Annotated in this window: 14 protein-coding genes, 1 tRNA gene and 1 pseudogene; 10 read left to right on the top strand and 6 right to left on the bottom strand. The window is 41.6% G+C overall.

Annotated elements, in window-relative coordinates:
• Window positions 1-9 precede the first annotated feature (9 nt).
• Genes I2I04_RS00200 through I2I04_RS00180 form a run of 5 tightly spaced genes read left to right on the top strand, consistent with a single transcriptional unit; the run spans window position 10 to window position 8,748 of the window.
• Entirely contained in the window at window positions 10-1,023 is a 1,014-nt protein-coding gene (locus I2I04_RS00200) for a DUF6528 family protein (protein WP_195653996.1), read from the top strand.
• A gap of 55 nt (window positions 1,024-1,078) precedes the next feature.
• The gene (locus I2I04_RS00195; RefSeq protein ID WP_195653995.1) at window positions 1,079-2,872 is read left to right on the top strand and encodes a glycoside hydrolase family 71/99-like protein; all 1,794 of its coding nucleotides are present in this window, start codon (window positions 1,079-1,081) and stop codon (window positions 2,870-2,872) included.
• A gap of 8 nt (window positions 2,873-2,880) precedes the next feature.
• Window positions 2,881-5,238 (top strand): TIM-barrel domain-containing protein, encoded by a 2,358-nt coding sequence (locus tag I2I04_RS00190; protein ID WP_195653994.1) that lies wholly within the window; start codon window positions 2,881-2,883, stop codon window positions 5,236-5,238.
• Window positions 5,239-5,257: 19 nt separating this feature from the next.
• The gene (locus tag I2I04_RS00185) at window positions 5,258-7,933 is read left to right on the top strand and encodes a glycoside hydrolase family 2 TIM barrel-domain containing protein (protein WP_195653993.1); all 2,676 of its coding nucleotides are present in this window, start codon (window positions 5,258-5,260) and stop codon (window positions 7,931-7,933) included.
• 17 nt (window positions 7,934-7,950) lie between these two features.
• A complete protein-coding gene (locus I2I04_RS00180) occupies window positions 7,951-8,748 on the top strand; it encodes a sialate O-acetylesterase (protein ID WP_195653992.1) in 798 nt (265 codons plus the stop codon).
• Between the two features lie 422 nt (window positions 8,749-9,170).
• Here the strand turns inward: I2I04_RS00180 and I2I04_RS00175 are convergent.
• Window positions 9,171-9,243, bottom strand: a tRNA-Met gene (locus tag I2I04_RS00175).
• 237 nt (window positions 9,244-9,480) lie between these two features.
• Between I2I04_RS00175 and I2I04_RS00170 the strand changes: the two genes are divergently transcribed.
• The 5 genes and pseudogenes from I2I04_RS00170 (at window position 9,481) to I2I04_RS23600 (ending at window position 12,597) form a co-directional block, all read left to right on the top strand.
• Window positions 9,481-10,071: a TetR/AcrR family transcriptional regulator gene (locus I2I04_RS00170; protein ID WP_120067072.1), complete on the top strand. Its 591-nt coding sequence runs from the start codon at window positions 9,481-9,483 to the stop codon at window positions 10,069-10,071.
• A gap of 16 nt (window positions 10,072-10,087) precedes the next feature.
• On the top strand, window positions 10,088-10,834 hold the full coding sequence (gene fabG / locus I2I04_RS00165) for a 3-oxoacyl-[acyl-carrier-protein] reductase (RefSeq protein ID WP_143260522.1): 747 nt from the start codon (window positions 10,088-10,090) through the stop codon (window positions 10,832-10,834).
• A gap of 9 nt (window positions 10,835-10,843) precedes the next feature.
• Complete coding sequence (locus I2I04_RS00160; RefSeq protein WP_143260524.1) at window positions 10,844-11,515, top strand: RluA family pseudouridine synthase; 672 nt, start codon at window positions 10,844-10,846, stop codon at window positions 11,513-11,515.
• Between the two features lie 306 nt (window positions 11,516-11,821).
• A pseudogene (locus I2I04_RS00155) lies at window positions 11,822-12,379 on the top strand (glycoside hydrolase family 92 protein); the annotation flags it as partial.
• Window positions 12,380-12,393: 14 nt separating this feature from the next.
• A complete protein-coding gene (locus tag I2I04_RS23600) occupies window positions 12,394-12,597 on the top strand; it encodes a hypothetical protein (protein ID WP_223225950.1) in 204 nt (67 codons plus the stop codon).
• 119 nt (window positions 12,598-12,716) lie between these two features.
• Here the strand turns inward: I2I04_RS23600 and I2I04_RS00150 are convergent, their stop codons facing one another.
• The 5 genes from I2I04_RS00150 to I2I04_RS00130 form a co-directional block, all read right to left on the bottom strand.
• Window positions 12,717-15,227 (bottom strand): glycosyl hydrolase family 95 catalytic domain-containing protein, encoded by a 2,511-nt coding sequence (locus tag I2I04_RS00150; RefSeq protein WP_195653991.1) that lies wholly within the window; start codon window positions 15,225-15,227, stop codon window positions 12,717-12,719.
• A 143-nt stretch (window positions 15,228-15,370) separates the two neighbouring features.
• Window positions 15,371-16,516, bottom strand: coding sequence for a DUF1735 and LamG domain-containing protein (locus I2I04_RS00145; protein ID WP_185911602.1), 1,146 nt, complete (start codon window positions 16,514-16,516; stop codon window positions 15,371-15,373).
• Between the two features lie 24 nt (window positions 16,517-16,540).
• A complete protein-coding gene (locus tag I2I04_RS00140) occupies window positions 16,541-17,569 on the bottom strand; it encodes a glycoside hydrolase family 18 (RefSeq protein WP_143260540.1) in 1,029 nt (342 codons plus the stop codon).
• 21 nt (window positions 17,570-17,590) lie between these two features.
• On the bottom strand, window positions 17,591-19,105 hold the full coding sequence (locus I2I04_RS00135; protein ID WP_195653990.1) for a RagB/SusD family nutrient uptake outer membrane protein: 1,515 nt from the start codon (window positions 19,103-19,105) through the stop codon (window positions 17,591-17,593).
• Between the two features lie 116 nt (window positions 19,106-19,221).
• Window positions 19,222-22,371, bottom strand: coding sequence for a TonB-dependent receptor (locus tag I2I04_RS00130; protein WP_229126890.1), 3,150 nt, complete (start codon window positions 22,369-22,371; stop codon window positions 19,222-19,224).
• Window positions 22,372-22,392 lie beyond the last annotated feature (21 nt).

Below are 22,392 nucleotides of genomic sequence, written 5' to 3'. Positions count from 1 at the left end.
GTTATAACCATGAAGAAGTTTAGTTTATTCGCAATCCTTTTAGGATTTAATATAGCTTTGGGAGCTTGTTCCGATGACGATACCACTCCTGTAGTACAAAATGAAATCTTTCAACTGCCGGAAAAGGCCTATGTGTTGGCGGAGCAATCCAGACGGGCTATCGTCATCAGAGATGCGGAGACGAATCGCAATATCTGGAGTTGGGATCCTTATACAGCTTGTGTTCCTGCTGCCCAGCAGGGTTGGTTTGTCAATCCGAGCGAAGTAAAACCTGTTTTCAATAGACGCTATATCTTGATGACTGCCTCCGGCGGAGCTGTGGCTTTAATCCGTTTGTCGGACCATAAATTAATGTTCTATGCAAATTGCGGACAGAATCCTCACTCTGCGGAGGTATTACCCGATGGAAATATTGTGACGGCAGAATCGAAATCCGGTGAAATCAATACCTTTGTGGTTGACACGGTTAAGGTATTGGGAGCAAAGGCTAATACGGTGAAGCTGGGTAATGCCCACAATGTAGTCTGGGATAAGAAAAGGTCGTATCTGTATGCCACGGCTACAATAACGGGCGGAGTTACCGCATTATTCCGTTTTAAGTATGATGGTAACCGGAGCAATCCTAAACTGACAAATCAGACTCGTATTTATACGTTCGACAAAGAATCGGGCGGACACGATTTGTTCCCGGTATATGGTGAAGAAGATAAACTGTGGCTTACCGCCGCTTCGGCTGTCTACAAGTTTGATTTGGCCGGAGTTACGGATGCTACGACCAATGCGTCCGTCGAACCGACTTGTGAAAAGGTCTACAGCATAGGCGATATAAAGAGTATCTGCAACGGACCGGACGGAATCCTGATGTTGAAACCGACTGAAGAGTGGTGGGCTGAAGGACTTGTAAATGAGAAGGGAGAAGAACTTTTCAAGATGGACGGAGCTAAGATTTATAAAGGTCGTTGGATGATAGACAATACTTTCAGTTATCCGGAGAAGCATGATTTCGTATTGGGCGAGGATTAATTTAAGTATCGTTGAAGATTGATAAAGTATATGTTGAATAATTAAGTTTGGAACAATGAGGAAACTTCTTCTTTTTTTATTGGTATCCATCTCATTACCGGCCTTGGCGCAGAACGGAAAGAAAGTGTATGCTGACTTCCACGGTGTGCGTTATACCCGGCAACATGATGGAAAGTTGGGGCGTTGGGAGATGTATGCCAATACGGAGAAATCAAGTACGGGAAGGAAATCCCTGTGTTATAATGCCGACCTGATAGACAGTGAAGGACGACATGAGATAGCGGCAGTGGCCTATCCCCAAGTCGGAATGCAGTCCAATCTCGATCCTGATTATATCGAATATCAGATATTGTCGGCAAAAGCTGCCAAGATAGACGGATTCTTCATCGAATGGGGATTCAAACCTCACGAAAATGATATTCTGCTGCGTGAGATGCAGAAAGTGGCAGCGAAGTATAACTTCGAGATCGGTGTGAACTGGTGCGACGGTTGGTTGTATTATGACTGGATTACGAAGATTTATCCGGAAGTTAATACTCGTGAGGCAAAGACCGGATATATGGCTAAATGTTACCAATATTTAGTAGATAGTGTCTTTACCGGTCCGACTGCTCCTATGGTGAAGGGAATACCTGTCTTTTATCATTTCGGTCCTGGAGCGAAAGTGGATGAATACAAGAAAGTATTATCACTGGTGAAGTTTCCGCAAGGAATGAAGCAGCCCGTTGCCTTACGTCGTTGGGCGGATTGGGGAAAACTGGAAAACGATAAATACATTCCTGTCACCCGCAGTGATGATATGGATGCCTGGAAAGAAGTAGGGGAAATACCGACCGCATGGCTTCCTGCCCGTGTCCGTACAAGAGATCAGGCACATGCTGAATGGGATAATTATGCCACGCAGGATGATGTTATTGAGTTTATGAAACCTTTCCGTGATTCGATTTGGCATAGTAACAATCCGGCTTATACCATTAAGTCGGGATTTGCCATGCCGGGAATGGATAACCGGGGATGTGCAGGCTGGGGACGCGGACATTTCTATTATATCCCTCGCAATAATGGAGAAACTTATCAAAGTATGTGGAAATTCTGTATGGCGGAGAAAGACAGGCTGGACATGATGTTTATCGCTTCGTGGAGCGACTATACCGAAGGGCATGAAATAGAACCTACCATCGAAAACGGTGACCGCGAATTGCGTACCACTTTAAAGTATGCGGCAGAATTCAAAGGCGAACAGCCGGATGAGCGTGGATTAACTTTGCCTTTAATGCTTTTCCGTTTGCGAAAAGAGGCCCGTTTCCTGGAAAAGACGAAGATGGACGTATCCGCTTGTCAGCGTTCGCTCGACAAGGCAGCATTGTTGATTAGCCAGGGACGTTATCCGGTGGCGATAGGTTTGTTGTCACAAATAGAAAATGATGTCAAGACAGCCAAATCCGCTTTGGCGGTTGAGATGATGCGTTTGCGTGAGTCGGACATGAAAATCCAGGGAAAGCGAAAATCTGGTGGCTACAGTGCCGAAGAAACGCTTTCTATCTCTTTGCCCAAAGAATTGGTTTCCAAACTGCAAATGAATAACTATGTAGGGTATCTCTATTTTGAATACCTGGACAAAGGAAATGAATCTCTTTTTATACGTTCGTCCACACAGCGCGAACCGAAAGAGCCGTTTAAAATTGTATCCCGGATACGTACCGACAATACAGGAGAATGGAAAAGTGCAAAAGTGGAACTGTATAAAGATAATATCGTAAATGGATTCAATATGCCTACTTTCTATTTAAAAGGAAATGTCGTTGTCCGTAATTTATCATTAGGCTATACCATCTACACAGTCAAATAAATGTATTGATGAAGAGTTTGAATAATTGGTTATTAGTTTTATCCGTACTATCCTGTTTCGGGTGTTCCTCTACGGTTCATGAAGACAGCAGAGGATGTGCTTTCGTTTCCGACAGTATTCAATACAGAATTGAGTTTATGTCGGAGGGATGCATACGGATTCTGTCTTTTCCCGAAGGTGACACGCTGGTAACAAAAAGATTGGTTGTCGATTCGCAAAAGCCAGCCTTCAAAGATTATAAATGGAAAGATACAGGGCGGCAACTGATCTTTTCTACCCGTGAGCTTTCCGTTGCTTTTGATAAAGCCGATGCGGCTTTCACTTTTCAGGAAGTATCGACAGGAAAAATATTACTGAAAGAGAAAGAAGCTAAAAAGGCACGACACTTCAAACGAACGGTTGCCGGAGGTGAGCAATGCCTCGAAGTAACCCAACGCTTTGTTCCTACTGATGATGAGGCTATTTACGGTCTGGGGCAGTATCAGAACGGAATCATGAACTATCGTGGAAAATCCGTACTACTGTTGCAGGCAAATATGGATATAGTCAATCCGTTCCTTATCTCGACGAACGGATATGGTATTTTGTGGGATAATTATTCTTCTACAAAGTTTGAAGACACGGAGGAAGGATACTCATTTACTTCTGAGGTAGGCGATGCTTCCGACTATTATTTTGTATATGGCAAGAATATGGACGAAGTCGTTGCCGGTTATCGGAAATTGACGGGAGACGTGCCGATGTTCGGAAAATGGGTATATGGTTTCTGGCAGTCCAAAGAACGCTATAAATCGTTCGATGAATTGAAAGCTGTCGTAAAAGAGTACCGTAAACGGGGGATTCCGCTGGATAATATTGTGCAGGACTGGGAATATTGGGGAGATAAACCTCATTGGAATAGTCTGACGTTCCATCCTGCGAACTTCAATCATCCCCGACAGGTCATTGAGGAGCTTCATCAACAGCACCATGTTCACTTTATGCTTTCCGTATGGCCCGGATTCGGACCGGAAACGGCTGTCTATCAGTCACTCGATTCCATCGGTGCATTATTTAGCGAACCTACATGGGCAGGTTATAAAGTTTTTGATGCATACAATCCTGCCGCACGGGATATCTTCTGGCAATATCTCAAGAAAGGACTCTATGATATGGGCGTGGATGCTTGGTGGATGGATGCAACGGAGCCTTCTTTCCGGGACGGATTCACACAGTTGAAACAGGAAGAGAGGACGAAATCAGCCGGAAATACTTATCTGGGCAGTTTTCATCGTTATCTGAATACCTATTCTTTGGAAATGTTGAAGGACTTCTATCAACGTCTGCGGACCGAAAGCGATCAGAAGCGCATATTTATCCTGACCCGCTCCGCCTTTGCTTCGCAACAGCATTATGGTACGGCGGTATGGTCGGGCGATGTCTCGGCTTCATGGGAGAATATGCATAAACAACTGGTTGCGGGCTTAAACTTGTCTATGTCCGGCATTCCGTACTGGACTTCCGATACGGGAGGATTCTTCGTCACAGAACGTGATGCTAAATATCCCGACGGACTGAAAAGTAATGATTATAAAGAGTTGTATTCCCGTTGGTTCCAGTTCAGCGCGTTTACTCCTGTGTTCCGTGCTCACGGCACGAATGTGCCGCGTGAAGTTTGGCAATTCGGTGAAAAGGGGACACCATCTTATGATAATCAGGTGAAATATATCCATCTGCGTTACCGTCTGTTGCCTTACATTTACTCGATGTCTCACCAAGTCACAGCCAATAACTATACCTTGTTGAGAGGCTTGGCAATGGATTTCACTACAGATACCCGGACTTTTGATATTGATAACGCCTATATGTTCGGCACTTCTTTACTGGTACGCCCGGTATTTCATCCGCAATCGGAAGAAAAGAACATCAGTGTTTATCTGCCGGAACACAACGGCAAATATTGGTACGACTTCTGGACCGGAAAGGCCTTTGAAGGAGGAAGAGAACAAATGCAGACAAATACTCTCGACATCCTTCCCCTGTATGTAAAAGCCGGTTCTATTTTGCCCTTGGCAGAAGTGAAGCAATATGCGATGGAATACCCCGACCGTGAATTGGAATTGCGTATTTACGGAGGAGCGGACACCTCTTTCTTATGGTATGAGGACGAAGGCGACTCCTACCGCTATGAAGACGGCGTATGTTCAAAAGTACCGATGCAATGGAAAGATTCGGAACGGACATTGACGATTGGGCTACGTGAAGGAAGTTATCCCGGTATGCCGGAACAAGTAAAAATGCGTGTGAAGTTATATCTGCCTGACGGTGATGCTCTTGAGAGTAAAGAGTGTGTCTATACAGGCAGAGAGGTAAAAATAAAGTTTTAATTAGATGCATACATAGATTATGAAGAAGTTATTCTATATCTTTATTCTATTGTTTATTGTGGGATGGGCGCAGGCACAGCAACGCGTAGTATACACCATCAACGACGGATGGAAATTTACAAAAGGATCTCCGTTTGAAGCACAACTGACTGGTTGTGACGATTCTTCATGGGAGACGGTCAATATACCTCATACCTGGAATGATAAAGATGCAGACGATGAAACTCCGGGATTCTATCGGGGGCCGGTCTGGTATCGAAAACAGTTGTTTATAGACAAAAGCCAGGAGGGACGTCGGGCAGTGATCTACTTTGAAGGAGCCAATCAGGAAGTACGATTCTACCTGAACGGTCAGTTCGTTGGGGAGCACAAAGGAGGGTATACCCGTTTCTGTTTTGACATCACTCCCCATTTGCGTTATGGACAAGAAAACCTGTTTGCCATTTATGTAAACAATGTCTATAATCCGAATATTCCCCCCTTATCTGCCGATTTTACTTTCTTTGGCGGTATCTACCGGGACGTCTATTTGCAGTTTATGAATCCGGTGCACATTGCAACGAATGATTACGCTTCGTCGGGAGTTTATATCCGTACCCCCGAAGTGAATAACTCCGCTGCTTCGGTAGAAATCACTACGCTACTGACGAACGATATGCCCCAGGCTACGGAAGTCAGGGTGGAGAATATAATCTGTGATGCGGATGGCAAGGAAGTGAAAAAGACGCAGGCTGAAGTAAAACTGGCAGCCGGTGAGACGAAGACGGACATCTCCAAAAAGATAAAAATAGATTCTCCTCGTCTGTGGGATATAGACGATCCTTATCGCTATATGGTATATACCCGTATTCTTGATAAAAGAAAGGGTACTTTGCTGGATGAAGTGGTGAATCCGTTAGGTTTACGCTGGTTCAAGTTTGATTCGGAAAAAGGTTTTTTCCTGAATGGCAAAGGACGCAAACTGATCGGAACTGCCCGCCATCAGGATTATTTTCAGAAAGGAAATGCTTTGCGTGACGAATTGCACGTACAGGATATATTGCTGTTGAAGGAGATGGGAGGAAACTACCTGCGTGTATCACACTATCCCCAAGATCCTGTAATCATGGAAATGTGTGATAAATTGGGCATTGTGACCTCGGTTGAAATTCCCGTCGTTAATGCTGTTACAGAAACCGAAGAGTTCCTGCATAATTCCGTTGAGATGGCGAAAGAAATGGTACGTCAGGACTTCAACCGTCCTTCTGTAATGATTTGGGGGTATATGAATGAGATTTTCCTGCGCCGTCCCTATACCGAAGGCAAACAGTTGGAAGATTACTACCGTTTCACGGAAAAAGTAGCCCGTGCCTTGGAGGCGACCATCCGTGAGGAAGATCCTTCAAGATATACGATGATGGCTTATCACAATATGCCTCAATACTACGAAGACGCTCATCTGACCGAAATCCCGATGATTCAGGGATGGAACTTGTATCAAGGTTGGTATGAACCGGATATCAATGAATTCCAGCGTTTGCTCGATCGTGCCCATAAAGTATACAAAGGAAAAGTGCTGATGGTAACGGAATATGGACCGGGAGTGGATCCGGGAGTTCACTCGTACCAGCCGGAACGTTTCGACTTCTCGCAGGAATATGGACTGGTATATCATAAACATTACCTCAATGAAATGATGAAACGTCCGTTTATAGCCGGTTCCAGTCTGTGGAATCTGAATGATTTTTATTCCGAATCCCGTGTAGATGCTGTTCCTCATGTAAACAATAAAGGCGTTGTCGGATTAAACAGAGAGAAGAAAGATGTTTATTGGTTCTATAAGGCAGCATTGTCACGTCGTCCGATACTTGTCATTGGTAATCGGGAGTGGAAAAGTCGTGGGGGAGTGGTGAATACGGCACAGAAAGAATGTGTCCAATCCGTCCCTGTATTCTCTAATGCAGAAGAAGTAGAGCTGTTTGTGAATAACAAGAGTCTGGGGAAGAAAAAGATAGAAGATAATTATGCTTTGTTTGATGTGCCGTTTGTGGGTGGAGAGAATCTGCTGGAAGCTGTTGCTGTGACTGGTGATAACAAGTTGCGTGATATGCTTCGGATTCAGTTCCAGTTGGTAGGCTCGCGGTTGAAAGACGAAGCTGTGCCATTCACAGAAATAAATGTAATGTTAGGTTCTCCAAGATATTTTGAAGATCGTGCTGCAAACGTAGCATGGATTCCCGAACAGGAATATAAGCCCGGTAGCTGGGGATTTATCGGTGGAACATCTTATCGTCGTAAAACAGGATTCGGCACCATGCTTGGTTCGGATATTGATATTCATGGAACAGACATGAATCCAATCTTCCAGACCCAACGCGTTGGAATAAAATCTTTTAAGGCTGATGTACCGGATGGAGAATATTCCGTATATTTGTACTGGGCAGAATTGGAATCGGACAAAGAAAGAGAAGCATTGGTTTATAATCTGGGAGCTGACTCGGAACAAACATTTGCTGGAAATCGCAGCTTTGGTATTTCAATCAATGGGACAACTGTTTCAGATGATTTCAACGTAGCCCGTGATTACGGATATGCCCGTGCTGTTATCAAAAAGTTTATAATAACAGTAAAGGATGGAAGAGGGGTAAGTGTCGACTTCCATAAAAAAGAAGGAGAACCCATTCTGAATGCTATCCGTATTTATAGAAACTATTAATCATAAACACAGTTCGTATGCTTAGGTCTATTTATTTACTGTCTTTTTTCCTCTTGCAATCCCTGTTTGCTTTTGCAGGAAATGTAAAGGAAGATGTTCCATCCACTTTTGATTTATATGTGTGCATCGGACAATCCAACATGGCAGGACGTGCAACATTGACTCCGGAAGTCATGGATACGCTGCAAAATGTATATCTATTGAATGATAAGGGGAATTTTGAACCGGCAGTAAACCCTCTCAACCGTTATTCGACAGTCCGTAAAGACCTGTCGATGCAACGCTTGGGACCGGCTTATGGTTTTGCCAAAGAAATGACACGGAAAACGAAACGTCCTGTCGGACTGGTCGTAAATGCACGGGGTGGTTCTTCTATCAACTCTTGGCTAAAAGGCAGTAAAGATGGATATTATGAAGAAGCCCTCTCCCGGATTCGGATTGCGATGAAACAGGGAGGTGTTTTAAAAGCGATCCTTTGGCATCAGGGAGAAGCCGATTGTTCCAATCCGGAAGCATATAAACAGAAACTGATTTCTTTGGTGAAAGATCTGCGGGAGGATTTGAATATGCCGGATCTACCGGTTGTTGTCGGACAGATTTCTCAATGGAACTGGACGAAGAGAGAAGCGGGTACTGTTCCCTTTAATCAGATGATTAAAAAAGTATCTTCATTTATTTCCCATTCCGATTGGGTATCGTCGAAAGGATTGGGATGGTATAAAGATGAGACGGATCCTCATTTTAATACAGAAGCACAATTATTATTAGGGAAACGTTATGCGGAAAAGGTATGGAAGTTCTATAAGCATAAATAAGGTCAATCGGGAATCTCTGTTGGTTGCATTATATGAATAAACGTGAGATCGCTGATTGATGTAGAAAAAATAGTGACGGTATATGCTCAGGATACTAACGGTATCGCTGTCATATACCGTCACTATTTGCATTGGATAGCGTCACTATTTTCTTTTATGTAGAATGGCTTATTTATGGCAGCCTTTTTAATTCCTTCAATGAACTTTTTATGCCCCATCTTAGGTTGTGAATAACTAAATACTGCCTTGTTGATAGAAAAGGGGACTATTAGGTTAATTGTTTTATTATAAACTAATTAACCTGTTAATAACTTTGTTGATATCCTTGTTGATAACAGAAATGAGGTTGTGAATAAAGTTAGTAAAGAAGAGTTGTCATAAAAAAGAAGAACCGCATTTCTGCGATTCTTCTTTTTCTTTAGTTGCGGAGATCCGACTCGAACGAATGACCTTTGGGTTATGAGCCCAACGAGCTACCAACTGCTCCACTCCGCGATGTTTAACGGGTGCAAAGGTACGGCTTTTTTTGAAACAAACAAATAATTCGCTGAATATTTTTCGAATAAATCATCACTTTTTTCTTATTGGGTTGAGAATGAGCGAATTAATGATGAAACTTTTTCTTAGCACCTATTAATATACAAATGTTAATATTCTATCTATTTTCTTGTATGGTCTAAAGAAAAGAATTACTTTTGCTCAAAATATTCAGCAATGTGCAATTTGTAACCTATGACCGTATCCAAGACAAAAGCCAAGTTAGTAGATGTAGCCCGTCAGCTTTTTGCAAAGATGGGGGTGGAAAATACGACTATGAACGATATCGCTCTTGCTTCTAAAAAAGGGAGACGAACGCTCTATACTTATTTTAAAAGTAAGGATGAAATCTATTTGGCTGTTGTGGAATCGGAATTGGATATATTGTCGGATATGATGAAGCGGGTAGCCGAGAAAAACATTTCTCCGGACGAAAAACTGCTGGAGCTGATATATACCCGATTAGATGCAGTGAAAGAGGTGGTCTATCGGAACGGGACGTTGCGTGCTAACTTCTTCCGTGATATATGGCGGGTGGAGAAGGTGCGTAAGAAATTCGATGCAAAGGAAATACAGTTCTTTAAGGCAGTTCTTCTGGAAGGACAGGCTAAAGGAGTTTTCCATATTGACGATGTGGAGATGACTGCAGACTTGATACATTATTGTGTGAAAGGTATTGAAGTACCTTATATTCGTGGTCATATAGGTGCACATCTGGATGAAGATACAAGAAATAGATATGTGTCCAACATTGTGTTTGGCGCACTGCATAGAACAGAAATTTAATTAAATAACTTTTAGTATGGGATTATTAGACGGAAAAACAGCCATTGTAACCGGTGCTGCTCGCGGTATTGGTAAGGCTATCGCTCTTAAGTTTGCCGCCGAAGGCGCAAACATCGCATTTACTGACCTTGTCATTGATGAAAATGCAGACAATACAACTAAAGAATTAGAAGCAATGGGCGTGAAAGCCAAAGGTTACGCTTCTAACGCTGCTAACTTTGAGGATACTGCAAAGGTCGTAGAAGAAATCCACAAGGACTTCGGACGTATCGATATATTGGTAAACAATGCCGGTATCACTCGTGACGGCTTGATGATGCGTATGAGCGAACAGCAATGGGATATGGTAATCAACGTGAACTTGAAGTCTGCATTTAACTTCATCCACGCTTGTACACCTATCATGATGCGTCAAAAAGCTGGTAGCATTATCAATATGGCCTCTGTTGTCGGTGTTCACGGAAATGCAGGTCAGGCTAACTATGCTGCTTCTAAAGCAGGTATGATTGCATTGGCTAAGTCTATCGCACAAGAGTTGGGCTCTCGCGGCATCCGTGCCAACGCTATCGCTCCGGGATTCATCCTGACAGACATGACAGCCGCTCTTTCTGACGAAGTAAGAGCTGAATGGGCAAAGAAAATTCCTTTGCGCCGTGGTGGTACTCCTGAAGATGTGGCAAACATCGCTACCTTCCTGGCTTCTGATATGTCATCTTATGTATCAGGTCAAGTGATTCAGGTAGATGGTGGTATGAATATGTAATCGAACAGAATGACTGTTGTATACGAAGACAACCATATCATTGTAGTCAACAAGACCGCTTCCGAGATTGTCCAGGCAGACAAGACGGGGGATACGCCGCTTTCGGAGACTGTGAAGCAGTATCTGAAAGAGAAGTATCAGAAACCCGGAAATGTTTTCCTCGGTGTGACACACCGGCTGGACCGCCCCGTAAGCGGTCTTGTTATTTTTGCCAAAACGAGTAAGGCACTAACAAGGCTCAACGAAATGTTTCGCACCAGTGAGGTGAAAAAGACTTATTGGGCAGTCGTGAAAAATGCGCCGAAAGAACCGGAAGGTGAATTGGTACATTTCCTTGTGCGCAATGAAAAGCAGAATAAAAGTTATGCATACGACAAGGAGGTGCCGAACAGCAAGAAAGCGATCTTGCATTACCGGTTGATTGGTCATTCGGAAAATTACTTCTTACTCGAAGTTGATTTAAAAACCGGACGGCATCATCAGATCCGTTGTCAGTTGGCAAAAATGGGATGTCCTATCAAGGGCGATTTGAAATATGGTTCTCCACGCTCCAATCCGGATGGGAGCATTTGTCTGCATGCCCGGAGAGTACGGTTCATACATCCTGTCTCAAAAGAACTGATAGAGCTTGAAGCTCCTCTTCCCGAAGGGAATTTATGGAAAGGATTCACCATAGATTAATACGGATTTCTACAGATTCATTGATTATGAATTTAGGTACGGATTAACGCTGTTGTTTTACAATTCATCATGCTAAAGACCTTGTAATCTGCGCCTCATAATATATGGATTATTTAGCAAGAGTGCTTAGTATACAGTTTTTTGTGGGAATTTGTGTAAGGCTGTGACCGGAACTCTTGCCAAAAGAGTAAATCTGCCTACCATTTTTCTAGTAAACTCTAGCGACAGTTAGTAAATACCTAAATAGGTTGTATATTTGCATCATTCACTAATTATTATTTTCAATCATACCAAAGAAAAATACGAATGAAGGCATTTAAACTACTTGTACTAACTTCCTGCTTCTTGCTTGTGGCAGGAAATGGAGTGGCGCAACGGAACTATTCAAAAAGTGAAGGATTATTGCAGTACGTCGATCCGTATATCGGGTCCGGCTATCATGGGCACGTCTTTGTAGAGACGAGAGTTCTGTATGGAATGGTGTAGTTAGACCCGACTAATATCCATAAAGGATGAGGCTGGTGCTCGGGTTATCATTATTCCGACAGTATTCTGATCGGTTTCTCACATACCCATTTGAGTGGTACAGGGTGTACTGACTTATGTGATATTCTCATCATGCCATTGAATGAAATTCGTACTCCCAGGGGAAATCAAGATGATATACGTGACGGTTATGCTACCTGATACTCTCATGAGAATGAAGTTGTCCATCCCGAATATTACTCTTTGATCCTCGATCGCTACAATATCAAAGCGGAGCTGACGGCTACGGACCGTGTAGGCTTCCATCGTTATACTTATCCCAAAGGAAAGCCAACTTCCATACTGTTGGAGATTTCTGTGAAGGAAACGGATGGCAGTCTACATTCTTTGCTCTGCAAGACCCATACGGACTGATTGCCTTGTTTGGCGGTGACAAACCATTTACAACAAAGTTTGATGGTTTCGATAAGAGTTATATCACTTATCAGGATATTATAGATGGTAGCACATTGAAGTTTGTTATGGGGAAAAAGCCTAATAAAAACTTTGGTAAAGCTCCGGCGAGCAGACCGGTTGTTTTGAATAAAATAAATTAAGTGAGGAGATTGTTCTAGACAGGATTGTATTTATTACAAATGAAATTATATCAGTGATGAATAGGAAGATGATAATCAGTATTCAATTTCCAGCTCATCACTGATATGCTAAGACAGTTTTATTGGCACTTTTCTAGAGTATACTTTTGGTCAGTGGTCGTTTGTATATCATATTCATAGTACATTTTTGCTTTGGGTAGTTCAAGAGGAGCATTAGCAGCAACCAAAGGTTTACTTATAGCTTGTCCAACGATAAATGTATTCGTACATTTTTCATTTGTCGCCGGTAAAGGGCTTCCGTTTAACATTAAAGGTGCTTCAGATCGTATCCGCAATGTTCCTCCAAGCTTTGAAGTGATAGTGACTTTTTCCAGTGAGTTGTTACTCCATTGCATATCGTCTATAACAAATCCTCCACGGCATCTTAATCCTTTTACAGAACCTGTAGACCATGCGGATGGTAGAGCTGGTAATAAATGAATAGCATTTGTATGACTTTGGACTAGCATTTCAGCGATACCGGCAGTGCAACCAAAGTTTCCGTCGATTTGAAAAGGGGGATGTGCATCGAATAAATTAGGATAAGTACCTCCATGTGTGCCTTCTTGAGCTAAAGTGGGACTTAATTGCTCTGTTATGAGCTTGTATGCTTTTTCTCCATCCAGGAGACGTGCCCAAAGGCAAACTTTCCATCCCATAGACCAACCGGTTGAATGATCTCCTCTGTTTATTAGTGATTTCTTTGCAGCTCCAAACAACAAAGGAGTATCGAAAATATTAATCTGGCGTCCCGGATACACTCCCCATAAGTGAGATAGATGCCGGTGTTGATCGGTAGGATCATCCCAGTCGTCTGTCCATTCTTGCAATTGTCCCCACTTGCCTATTTGCATAGGAGGCAGATTTTGAGCGTAATAATGCAAACTGTCTACAAAAGACTTTGATTCAACAAAAGAGGCTGACTTAACAGGTGATTTTAGATTTGAAAGAATGATTGCGGCAGTGGCTGTATTATGGAACAAGTCATATAGCATTTGATTATCAATAGTGGCTCCAGCCACTAAAGAGGCTTCGCTACGTACTCCGTTCAAAATCGGACTATTTTCCGGAGAATAGGAAGGAGTAGCAACCAACCAATTGCTTCTAGGGTCACGAACCAGGAAATCAAAGAAAAATTCACAGGCACCTTTCATTATGGGATAAACGTCTTCCAGATACTTTATGTCACCCGAAAATAAATATCGATCCCATAGATGTTGGCAAAACCAGGCACTGGCAGTAGGCCAGATTCCATAAAACGGGCTATCTACAGCACCGGTAGCGCACCAGATATCAGTAATATGATGTACGGTCCACCCCCTGCATCCATACATCCGGGCACTTTCTCTGCCTTGTTCTGCTACATTTCTAATTAAACCAATTAATGGAAGATGTTCTTCTGATAGATTTGTCAGTTCTGCCGGCCAGTAATTCATTTGTAAATTTATGTCGTTTGCAAATTTACCATCCCAAGGGGCATACCTTTTTTCATTCCAGATACCTTGTAAATTGGCCGGTTGTCCTCCTGGCTGTGAACAACATATTAATAAATAACGGCCAAATTGAAAATAAGTAGAAATCAAGTGTGGGTCAAAATGCTCTTTGGATTCAGCCAAACGAATATCAGTGGGCTTTTGTGCTTGTGTATTTTCTCCTAAATCGAGTGAAACAGTACCAAATTTGGAACGATAGAAATCAATATGTTCCTGTTTGGCTTTTATATAAGATTTACGTGAAGAATTCAGGTGAGCTAGTGCTTTCTGCTCTTGGTTTGCTGAAATATTTTTGTAGTTTACAAAATTTGTTCCAATGGATACATAGAGAGTAACGTCATCAGCGTTTTTAACATGCATGACACTATCGGATATAACTTCTATTTGTCCACCCTGGTGTTTTATTTTTGTTAAAGCGGTAAAATATACTTTTCCTTCCACTCCTTCATGGTCATCAGTTTTTCCGTCCAGGCGTAACATTTGTTTCATGAAAACACTTTTCTCTGTACTTGGATAAGGAGAAGTAAAATGCGCATAAAAAGAAATCTTTCCTTTTTGCGAGGCCGTCAAACGAATAATTAGTAATTGGTCGGTAAAAGAAGTAAATATTTCACGCGTATATTTTACTCCGTTAGATTTGAATCGTATTGTAGAAAGAGCATTTTCGATATTTAAGTCCCTGTAATAGTCAGTATAGTCCTCAATACCTTGAAAGTCCAATTTTAAAGAGCCGACTGTTTGGTAAGGCATACCGTTGGAACCGGTGGAGCAGATAGCCGGCCCTGCCATATTCTGTGCTTCTAGATTCTTTCCTGCAAAAATCAGATCACGGATAGCGGGAAGTGCATCTTTAGCTTTGGCATTGATGTTATTGTAAGGAGAACCACACCATACACTCTCTTCGTTTAACTGATATTCTTCATATTGAGGGTCTCCGAATATCATGGCACCTATTCGACCATTACCTAATGGCAGTGCTTCTATCCAGGATCGGGCAGGATGATTGTACCAAAGCTTTAAGGGGGTGGATGGAAAAACGTCCACTGTCCCCAATAGCATAAATACATTTAAAAGAAAAATTGCAAAATGTCTGTTCATAATTATTATCTTATTGATTCATTAAATAAAGGAACAGCCACATTTGTTCGAAAAAGATTCGTTCCTATGTGGCTGTTCTGCTTTTCTGTATATAAGACTATTTTATTATCTTATATTTTATTTCTATAGGTGATAATTGTCTGTTATTCATTTGGGCAACGTACATTGCTAATCCACTGTAAATTTCCCCAGCCTTGACATTCAGCATCCCATCCGTGACCGGTAACGTCATGAATAATATTTCCTTCGCCTTCATTAATTCTCCAATAAGCGAGCAGACCGTCGGCCAAAGGATTTACGCCACACATATTGTTTACTATTTCTTTGGCAGTTAAGGCTTTGTTCCAAACACGCACTTCACTAATGGAGCCATTTAGAGGTCGTCCGCCTTCAGATCGGCCAATATAGAAACCGCGGCTCTTTTGCTCATCCCTTAAATCAATCCAGGGGGCAGTAGTAGCCTTGGAAATCTCTAATTTCCCGTTAACGTAGATTTTTACGGTAGCAGCATCAAATACAGCCGCCAAATGATACCATTTTCCGGCAACCAGTTCTGTTGGGACTGTTGTTTCTACACCATCGCCTGCAATCTGAATTTGATTCGGTTTGATTGTTACATCTCCAAAACGGAAGTTGAAATGTCCTTCTATTCCCATTACAGTACTGATATAAGGACTGTACTGCTGAAATCTATTAACGCAGACGCGAGCCTCGTATGATAGTTGGGATAATTTGAGTGAACTTGGGTGTTTTTCAAAAGGAATTTTGAAATATCGGTTACTGATATTAGCCGCATACGTACGTAAAGGTTTAGAAACTATAATGTAGACAGTACGAGAAGCCTCTAAAACGGAAAGCCCTCCTCCTTGTACCTGAACAATGCTGACGGGCAATAAATAAGTAACTTCCGGTTCAAACTTATCCAGATTTTGAATTGTTAGTTCCAGTGACTTGGAAACGTGCTCTCCTTGTTCAATTTTTAATTCAGTAGAGGAGAATTTATAAGTATTTTCTGGGAGTAGTTTGTAAGAGGTGCCTTCTTTTTTATTATATTCTTCTACTTTGGCTGCATTCACTTCTGTATTTACTGTAACTTCAGATTCAACCTTGCATGATGCTGTCACGGAAAGGCCGATAGAGGTCGGATCTTCCGTAGATATTCTTTTGACAACAGAAGATTCCGTACCTGTAAAGTACAACATATCTTCATAAGGTGCTGCATTTTGGCATGAATTCAGACACAGTATTCCAGCCAGAATGCTTCCAATGCTAAAACATATTTTTTTCATATTCATCGTATTTACATTAAATGATTATTTACCGGCCGGATTCATAATCTGAATGGCTTGGCGTACATATTTGTAATTGACTTCATGCTTTGCGTCATTCTCAATATTAAGAGCACCGACTCCGCCTTTTGTACCGTCTGCAGGATTCCAATAGGCAAAACCTAAGATTGCAGGTATTTTACCATGTTCCGAATCAGTAAAGTTTCCTCCTCCTGTTTCCCACTTTTCATAGTTTACAGCTGGCACATACTGGTCGGGACGAAATTTTGCTTTCTTTGCGTATCCCCAGCCGTTGGTATCTAAATAGCTAGGCGTAGTGGCTTGGTAAGACTGGTGAATAAAATAATCGAAATATTTGGTGGTTTTATCTGCAATGGATGGGTCTAGTGTTTCGCCATCAATCACCAGCATTTTTCCTGTTCCTGATGCAGGACCCAGTCGTTTTCCCAGTTCTTCCACCAAAATAGTCATTCTGTCATTATAACTAGCCAGATTCCCATGACCGCCCCAATGTGGCTCATAATCCAAATCGTAACCGTCAAAATCATTAGCATATACGGAATCGCATATTGCATTTGCATATTTTCGGATTGCCGCTTCAAAGGTTGACGGATTATTGTTGTCCCAGCCCCAGAATTTTTCTCTACTTGCTTGATCTATATTATGTTCTAAGGGAGTAAACTCAACACCAATGTTAGTAATCAAAGAGCTGATTAATACACGTGTCCCTTTCTTTGTTTGCACATGTCGCATATCCTTCAAGCGGGCTTCATCCATATTTTGCCAACCTCCCCAACCAACAAAGACCAAGTCGAGGCTATCTGGAAGCCCGTCCAAATAATTCACTCTATTGGGACCTTTGCCTGACCATTGTTTAAACCAGCCGCACGCAATAGGATGCTTGCTTTTTTTGTAAGCTCGCAAGTTTTCGTAATATTCATCACTCATCTCAAAAGGTTTCTGCAAGAACAATGCTTCCGGTTCGTTTTCACAAGCCTGGAAAACAGTGAATAATACACCTAATAATCCGAATATTTTTATATATTTTCTCATAATCTATTTTTTTATAAATGGTCATCTCTCTTTTTTATCCCACCATAGTTTTGTACCGCCGGTGTCAGGTCCACCTAACAGGCTGATAGCTTTGGTTACTTCCACAGTATTGTTATCATATTCTGATTGTGGGAAAGTCATGCGTCTTATTTGAAGGTCAGTATCAATTGTGTTTCCACTATTGTTCACTATTACGGGGAACACTTTTGGATAATCTGTACGTCTGAATTCGGTCCATGCTTCCTGTCCATCGGGAAACATGGCGATCCATTTTTGAGTGATGATTCGTTCCAGATTTTTCTCAAATCCGTCAGACTCTTTCCATGGAATAGTGATAGTAGACAAAGATGGGTCTCCTTTCTTAATATCATTACCTCCAACCTGGTCAATAAATTCTGCCGGAATCTTGGATTCATTTGTCAGATAATCAGCTCTCATGGTAGCTCCCCAGTCTTTGAAAGATAATTGAATACCTGTTTCGTATAGATCTTTGGCATTTCCTTTCATTTCTTTAACCCAGCCGCGAAGAGCTCCTTCCGCTCTTAAAAAATAGACTTCAGACACACACATCCATCGAACCGGATTTTCGGCTTCTATATTGGGGACGGATAAAGGTAAATAATTATTTTTGGCGTTGATGTTAACTCCGTTTCTCACTCCGAAATATCCATTTTTCTTCTCTTTGAATGTTGATAGCCTGAAATAGGAAGATATGCGGGCATCATCATATCCGGTCAAGAAAGATTGCATATTAGCTCCCATGCGGGTATCGCTGTAGTCATACCAAATTTTCTTTAAGGGGTTGTAGACGGTTAATCCGTTGGCGGAAGCTAGCTGCGCATTATCTTCTACTGTTTCCATTACACCGGACGTAACAGCTTCTTTGGCATATTGTTTTGCCTTGTCTTTATCTACATATACAGTATGCATAGCCAGACGAAGTTTTAGAGAGTTGGCAAATTTCAGCCATTTGGTAAAATCACCTCCATATACTAAATCATAATTCTTTAGAGGGTGAGCTTCAGGAGTTTTTTCCACAAAATCTTCTATAATAGCGATCGCTTCATTCAATTCTTTGAAGAAAGTTTCATAAACTACATCCATTGCGTCATAGGGGGTCGTAATGAGCCCTTTCCCGAATTCGTTATATGGAAGTGGACCATAATAATCTGCCAGGCGGTGCATCGCTGCGACTTTCAGCACCAAAGACAAAGCATATTCAATACTGTTTTTCTCTGCTTTTTCCGACACCATTTTCCATGCAGGCATTACCTTTTCAAAAGCAACTTTGAAGGCCCTGTCTTTCCATCTTACCTGATGATTCAAGTCGTAAAAATTATTTGCTACGAATTTATCATTAATGGCTCCCATGTAGCCGGCGAATATATCTCCAGCCAGATTCTGTGCTTCCTGGTAATCGCCAGCAGCTGCATCTGTCGGTATAACGTCCCTTTGCATGGTGGTTATGAATCCTCCCACTTTCAGGTTGTCATAATTCAGCATATCATCAGTTACTCCGTAATCATTTGTATTCATATCTCTGAACTCACTTGTGCATGAGTTGAAAAAACAGCAGTAACTCATTATAGAGCATATTGCAATGCTATATTTCAATTGATTCTTTAAATTCATATTCATACATTTTGGATTAATTAAAAACCAACTTTCAAGCTAAAGCCTATACTTCTTAAACTCGGCTGCATAAAATAGTCGAATCCTTGATAGTAAGTCGATGTAGAAGCGGACAATTCCGGATCGAAAGGGGCTTTGTTGTAAAACATAAACAGGTTTTTACCTATAACGGAGAGTGTCAGTTTGTCAACCACATTGCCTAACCATTTTTTAGGAAATGTGTAGCCGAGTGAGAGTTCCTGTAAACGTACATTGGTAGCGCTGTATACATATTGCGAGAGAATACCGGTATTGCCTTTACCTACTACTTCATAGTAATCGCGCGCATCGATAGGATTGTTCCCATTTAAAGGTACTCCACCATTGTCACGTGCTATAGCCGATGCTTCAGATACGCCATAACGGTCCATTATAGCTTGCGTAGCCGATACTCCTACGCCACCGACACGAGCTGTAATCAAGAAGCTTAAGTTCACCCCTTTCCACTCAAATGAGTTGTTGAATCCCCAGTTAAAACGAGGAGCAGCACTTCCGGCTTTGATCCAGTTGTTGGAATCTTCAGAAATAGCACCGGTGGCAGGATCCATATAGATATATCCTTTTTCATCGGTTCGTAGACCTGACACGTAAATATCATTCATTGTTCCTCCTTCTTTCAGAATCATCTTGTAAGAACCTTGTGGTTGGAAAGGTTCTATCTCAGTTACTTGAAGTTTTTCTCCTGTTAATGGATTTACTGCGTCATCCGGTAAAAGTTCTTTTATTTTATTACGGTTCATCGTGAATGTAATCCCCGAGCGCCAATTCACAGGTCCTAATGCCTGTTTGTATACAAGACTGGCTTCAATTCCCCAGTTGTTGACTTTTCCTCCATTCAAATAGAATTCTTTATATCCAGAGCTGGGAGGCATTGTAAATGTAAAGAATTGGTTGTAAGTGTTTGAATTGTAGTATGTAGCGTCAACTGACAGTTTACCGTCAAACAAGCGCAAATTAATACCGGTTTCGAAAGACTTTGTCCGTTCCGGCTTTAAAAATGTTGCGGGTACATTGGGCAGTGTTTCCAGTACACCTTCATTAATATTATAAGTGGTGTTGGTTACAAACCGTTGAGGGGCATTACCCACTGCACTGTAAGAAGCTCTAAGCTTCAGAAAAGAGATTTTTGCTTTTGATAAGTCAAAGAACTCAGTCATGACTGCCGACAATCCGACAGAAGGATAAAAGAACCCCTTCTTCTCATGACTGGTAAAAGCCAAAGAAGAATACCAGTCGTTACGTCCTGTTACATCCAAAAAAATACCGCTTTTATAGCTTAGTTGGGCAGTACCGAATACGGCTTGGTTATTTTCTTCATATCCACTTTGAATTGCGTGTGTATCTGCTGCTCCTTTAATGATATTTGCGAAAATAAATAGATTGGGAACTGTTTGCAAGTGTCCTTCATATCCATTGACTTCTTTCTTTGCGGTAGAGAAATTGCCGCCTAAATTGATATTCACTCCGAAATTTCCGAATTTGCGGTCGAAATTAGCTATTATATCACCATAAACATTTTTGTAATCAGTCTTTTGGTGCATATAGTTACCTTTGTCCGAGGCAAAAAGTAAGTCTGTTGAAGCAGACAATTTTCTCTCATAGGTATCTCCGGCGTTATCCATGCGTAGGCGGCCGGTGACATTTAATCCGTCTATAATACGATAACGTAATGTTCCTGAAAAGATATAGCGGTCTTTTACATTTTCAAATCGTTCACGGTTCATAATCCAGAATGGATTTTGCATGGACAAGTCCTGAACGCCATACTCCCAATATTGAGTCTTGAAACCACGTTCGGGGTTATAACGCTCATAAAGTTTATACTTTTCAATATCATCACCACGAGGAAACAAGTACAAGGGAATTAAGGGGTTATGATATTGACCTTGTGACATCATATTCTGACTGTAGCTTTTGACATAAGATGCGCTGAAGTCAAAAGTCAGCTTGTCTTTAATCAATTCTGCAGTGTTACGAACTGTAAAATTGTAGCGGTTGTACTCATTATTAGGAATAATCCCCCTTGCATTTGTTGCGGCTGCAGAAATATAGGTCTGATTTCTGTCTGTACCGGTAGATACACTCAAAGAGTTTGTTTCTGTAAAGCCGGTTTGAAGATAATCAAAAGGGTCGTATGTAGAAGGAGTTTCCAGCTTGTTGCCCCAACTACTGAATTGTCCTTCTTCAGAGCCGTATGTGTTTTGGAACTTGGGTTTCACAAAAGGAGTCATAAATTGTGTATCATTGCTGTAATTCACTTTGATTTTTCCTTCTTCTCCTTTTTTAGTTGTAATAAGAATTACTCCATTCGCGCCTTGTGTTCCATATAAAGCTGCTGCAGCCGCCCCCGTTAAAACAGAAACGCTTTCGATATCATCCGGATTCAGGTTGGAGATACCATCACTGTCGCCGCCATCCGGATTTTCGTAAAATGATTCTGTCTGATCTGTTTTCATGGAAGAGAGAGGAATGCCGTCTAATACATACAGCGCGTTGTTGTCTCCAAACAAAGACTTGGTACCACGCATAACAACACGGGTAGATCCTCCGATACCAGATGCACTTTGATTGATGGTAACACCTGCGATTTTTCCAGATAAACTATTAACAAAGTTGGCATCTTTCACAGCTGTCAGATCTGTGGATTTCATTTCCTGTACATTGTATGTCAAGGACTTTGTTTCGCGCTTGATACCCAATGCGGTTACTACCACTTCGTTAAGAAGCTGATTGTCTTCAGACATAACAATAGATAAGTTTGTATTATTTCCAATTTCAACTTCTTGTGCAGCATATCCTATATACGATATATCCAGTATATCTGTTTCTTTTACTTGCAAGGAGAAATTACCGTCCATATCAGTAATAGCGCCGACGGATTTGCCTTTTACTTTTACATTGACTCCGACTAGAGGTTCACCTCTCGAATCTATGACCTGTCCCGTGATTTTCTTGTCTTTACTATCTTTAACATTCTTTTTTGGAATAATCATTATGTAATCATCCTTTATTATATAAGTAAAGCCGGTTTTTTGAAGGATATTATTCAGGGCTTGTTCTAAAGGTTGATTCTCAATGTCTACTGAAATCTTTTCTTTGGGAAATTTTGAGTCATTATATGCAATAGCCATATTAGACTGTTTTCGGACTTC

Origin of the sequence: Bacteroides sp. 1001136B_160425_E2, from assembly GCF_015559655.1 — a bacterium.
GTDB classification, from domain to species: Bacteria; Bacteroidota; Bacteroidia; order Bacteroidales; family Bacteroidaceae; genus Bacteroides; species Bacteroides luhongzhouii.
The sequence above is the reverse complement of the archived record's forward strand: the minus strand, read 5'-3'. Positions and strand labels throughout refer to the sequence as shown.

Coding starts and splice junctions, on each gene's coding strand:
- I2I04_RS00200 (WP_195653996.1), top strand. CDS start 10: ATGAAGAAGTTTAGTTTATTCGCAATCCTTTTAGGATTTAATATAGCT.
- I2I04_RS00195 (WP_195653995.1), top strand. CDS start 1,079: ATGAGGAAACTTCTTCTTTTTTTATTGGTATCCATCTCATTACCGGCC.
- I2I04_RS00190 (WP_195653994.1), top strand. CDS start 2,881: ATGAAGAGTTTGAATAATTGGTTATTAGTTTTATCCGTACTATCCTGT.
- I2I04_RS00185 (WP_195653993.1), top strand. CDS start 5,258: ATGAAGAAGTTATTCTATATCTTTATTCTATTGTTTATTGTGGGATGG.
- I2I04_RS00180 (WP_195653992.1), top strand. CDS start 7,951: ATGCTTAGGTCTATTTATTTACTGTCTTTTTTCCTCTTGCAATCCCTG.
- I2I04_RS00170 (WP_120067072.1), top strand. CDS start 9,481: ATGACCGTATCCAAGACAAAAGCCAAGTTAGTAGATGTAGCCCGTCAG.
- fabG (WP_143260522.1), top strand. CDS start 10,088: ATGGGATTATTAGACGGAAAAACAGCCATTGTAACCGGTGCTGCTCGC.
- I2I04_RS00160 (WP_143260524.1), top strand. CDS start 10,844: ATGACTGTTGTATACGAAGACAACCATATCATTGTAGTCAACAAGACC.
- I2I04_RS00150 (WP_195653991.1), bottom strand. CDS start 15,227: ATGAACAGACATTTTGCAATTTTTCTTTTAAATGTATTTATGCTATTG.
- I2I04_RS00145 (WP_185911602.1), bottom strand. CDS start 16,516: ATGAAAAAAATATGTTTTAGCATTGGAAGCATTCTGGCTGGAATACTG.
- I2I04_RS00140 (WP_143260540.1), bottom strand. CDS start 17,569: ATGAGAAAATATATAAAAATATTCGGATTATTAGGTGTATTATTCACT.
- I2I04_RS00135 (WP_195653990.1), bottom strand. CDS start 19,105: ATGAATACAAATGATTACGGAGTAACTGATGATATGCTGAATTATGAC.
- I2I04_RS00130 (WP_229126890.1), bottom strand. CDS start 22,371: ATGGCTATTGCATATAATGACTCAAAATTTCCCAAAGAAAAGATTTCA.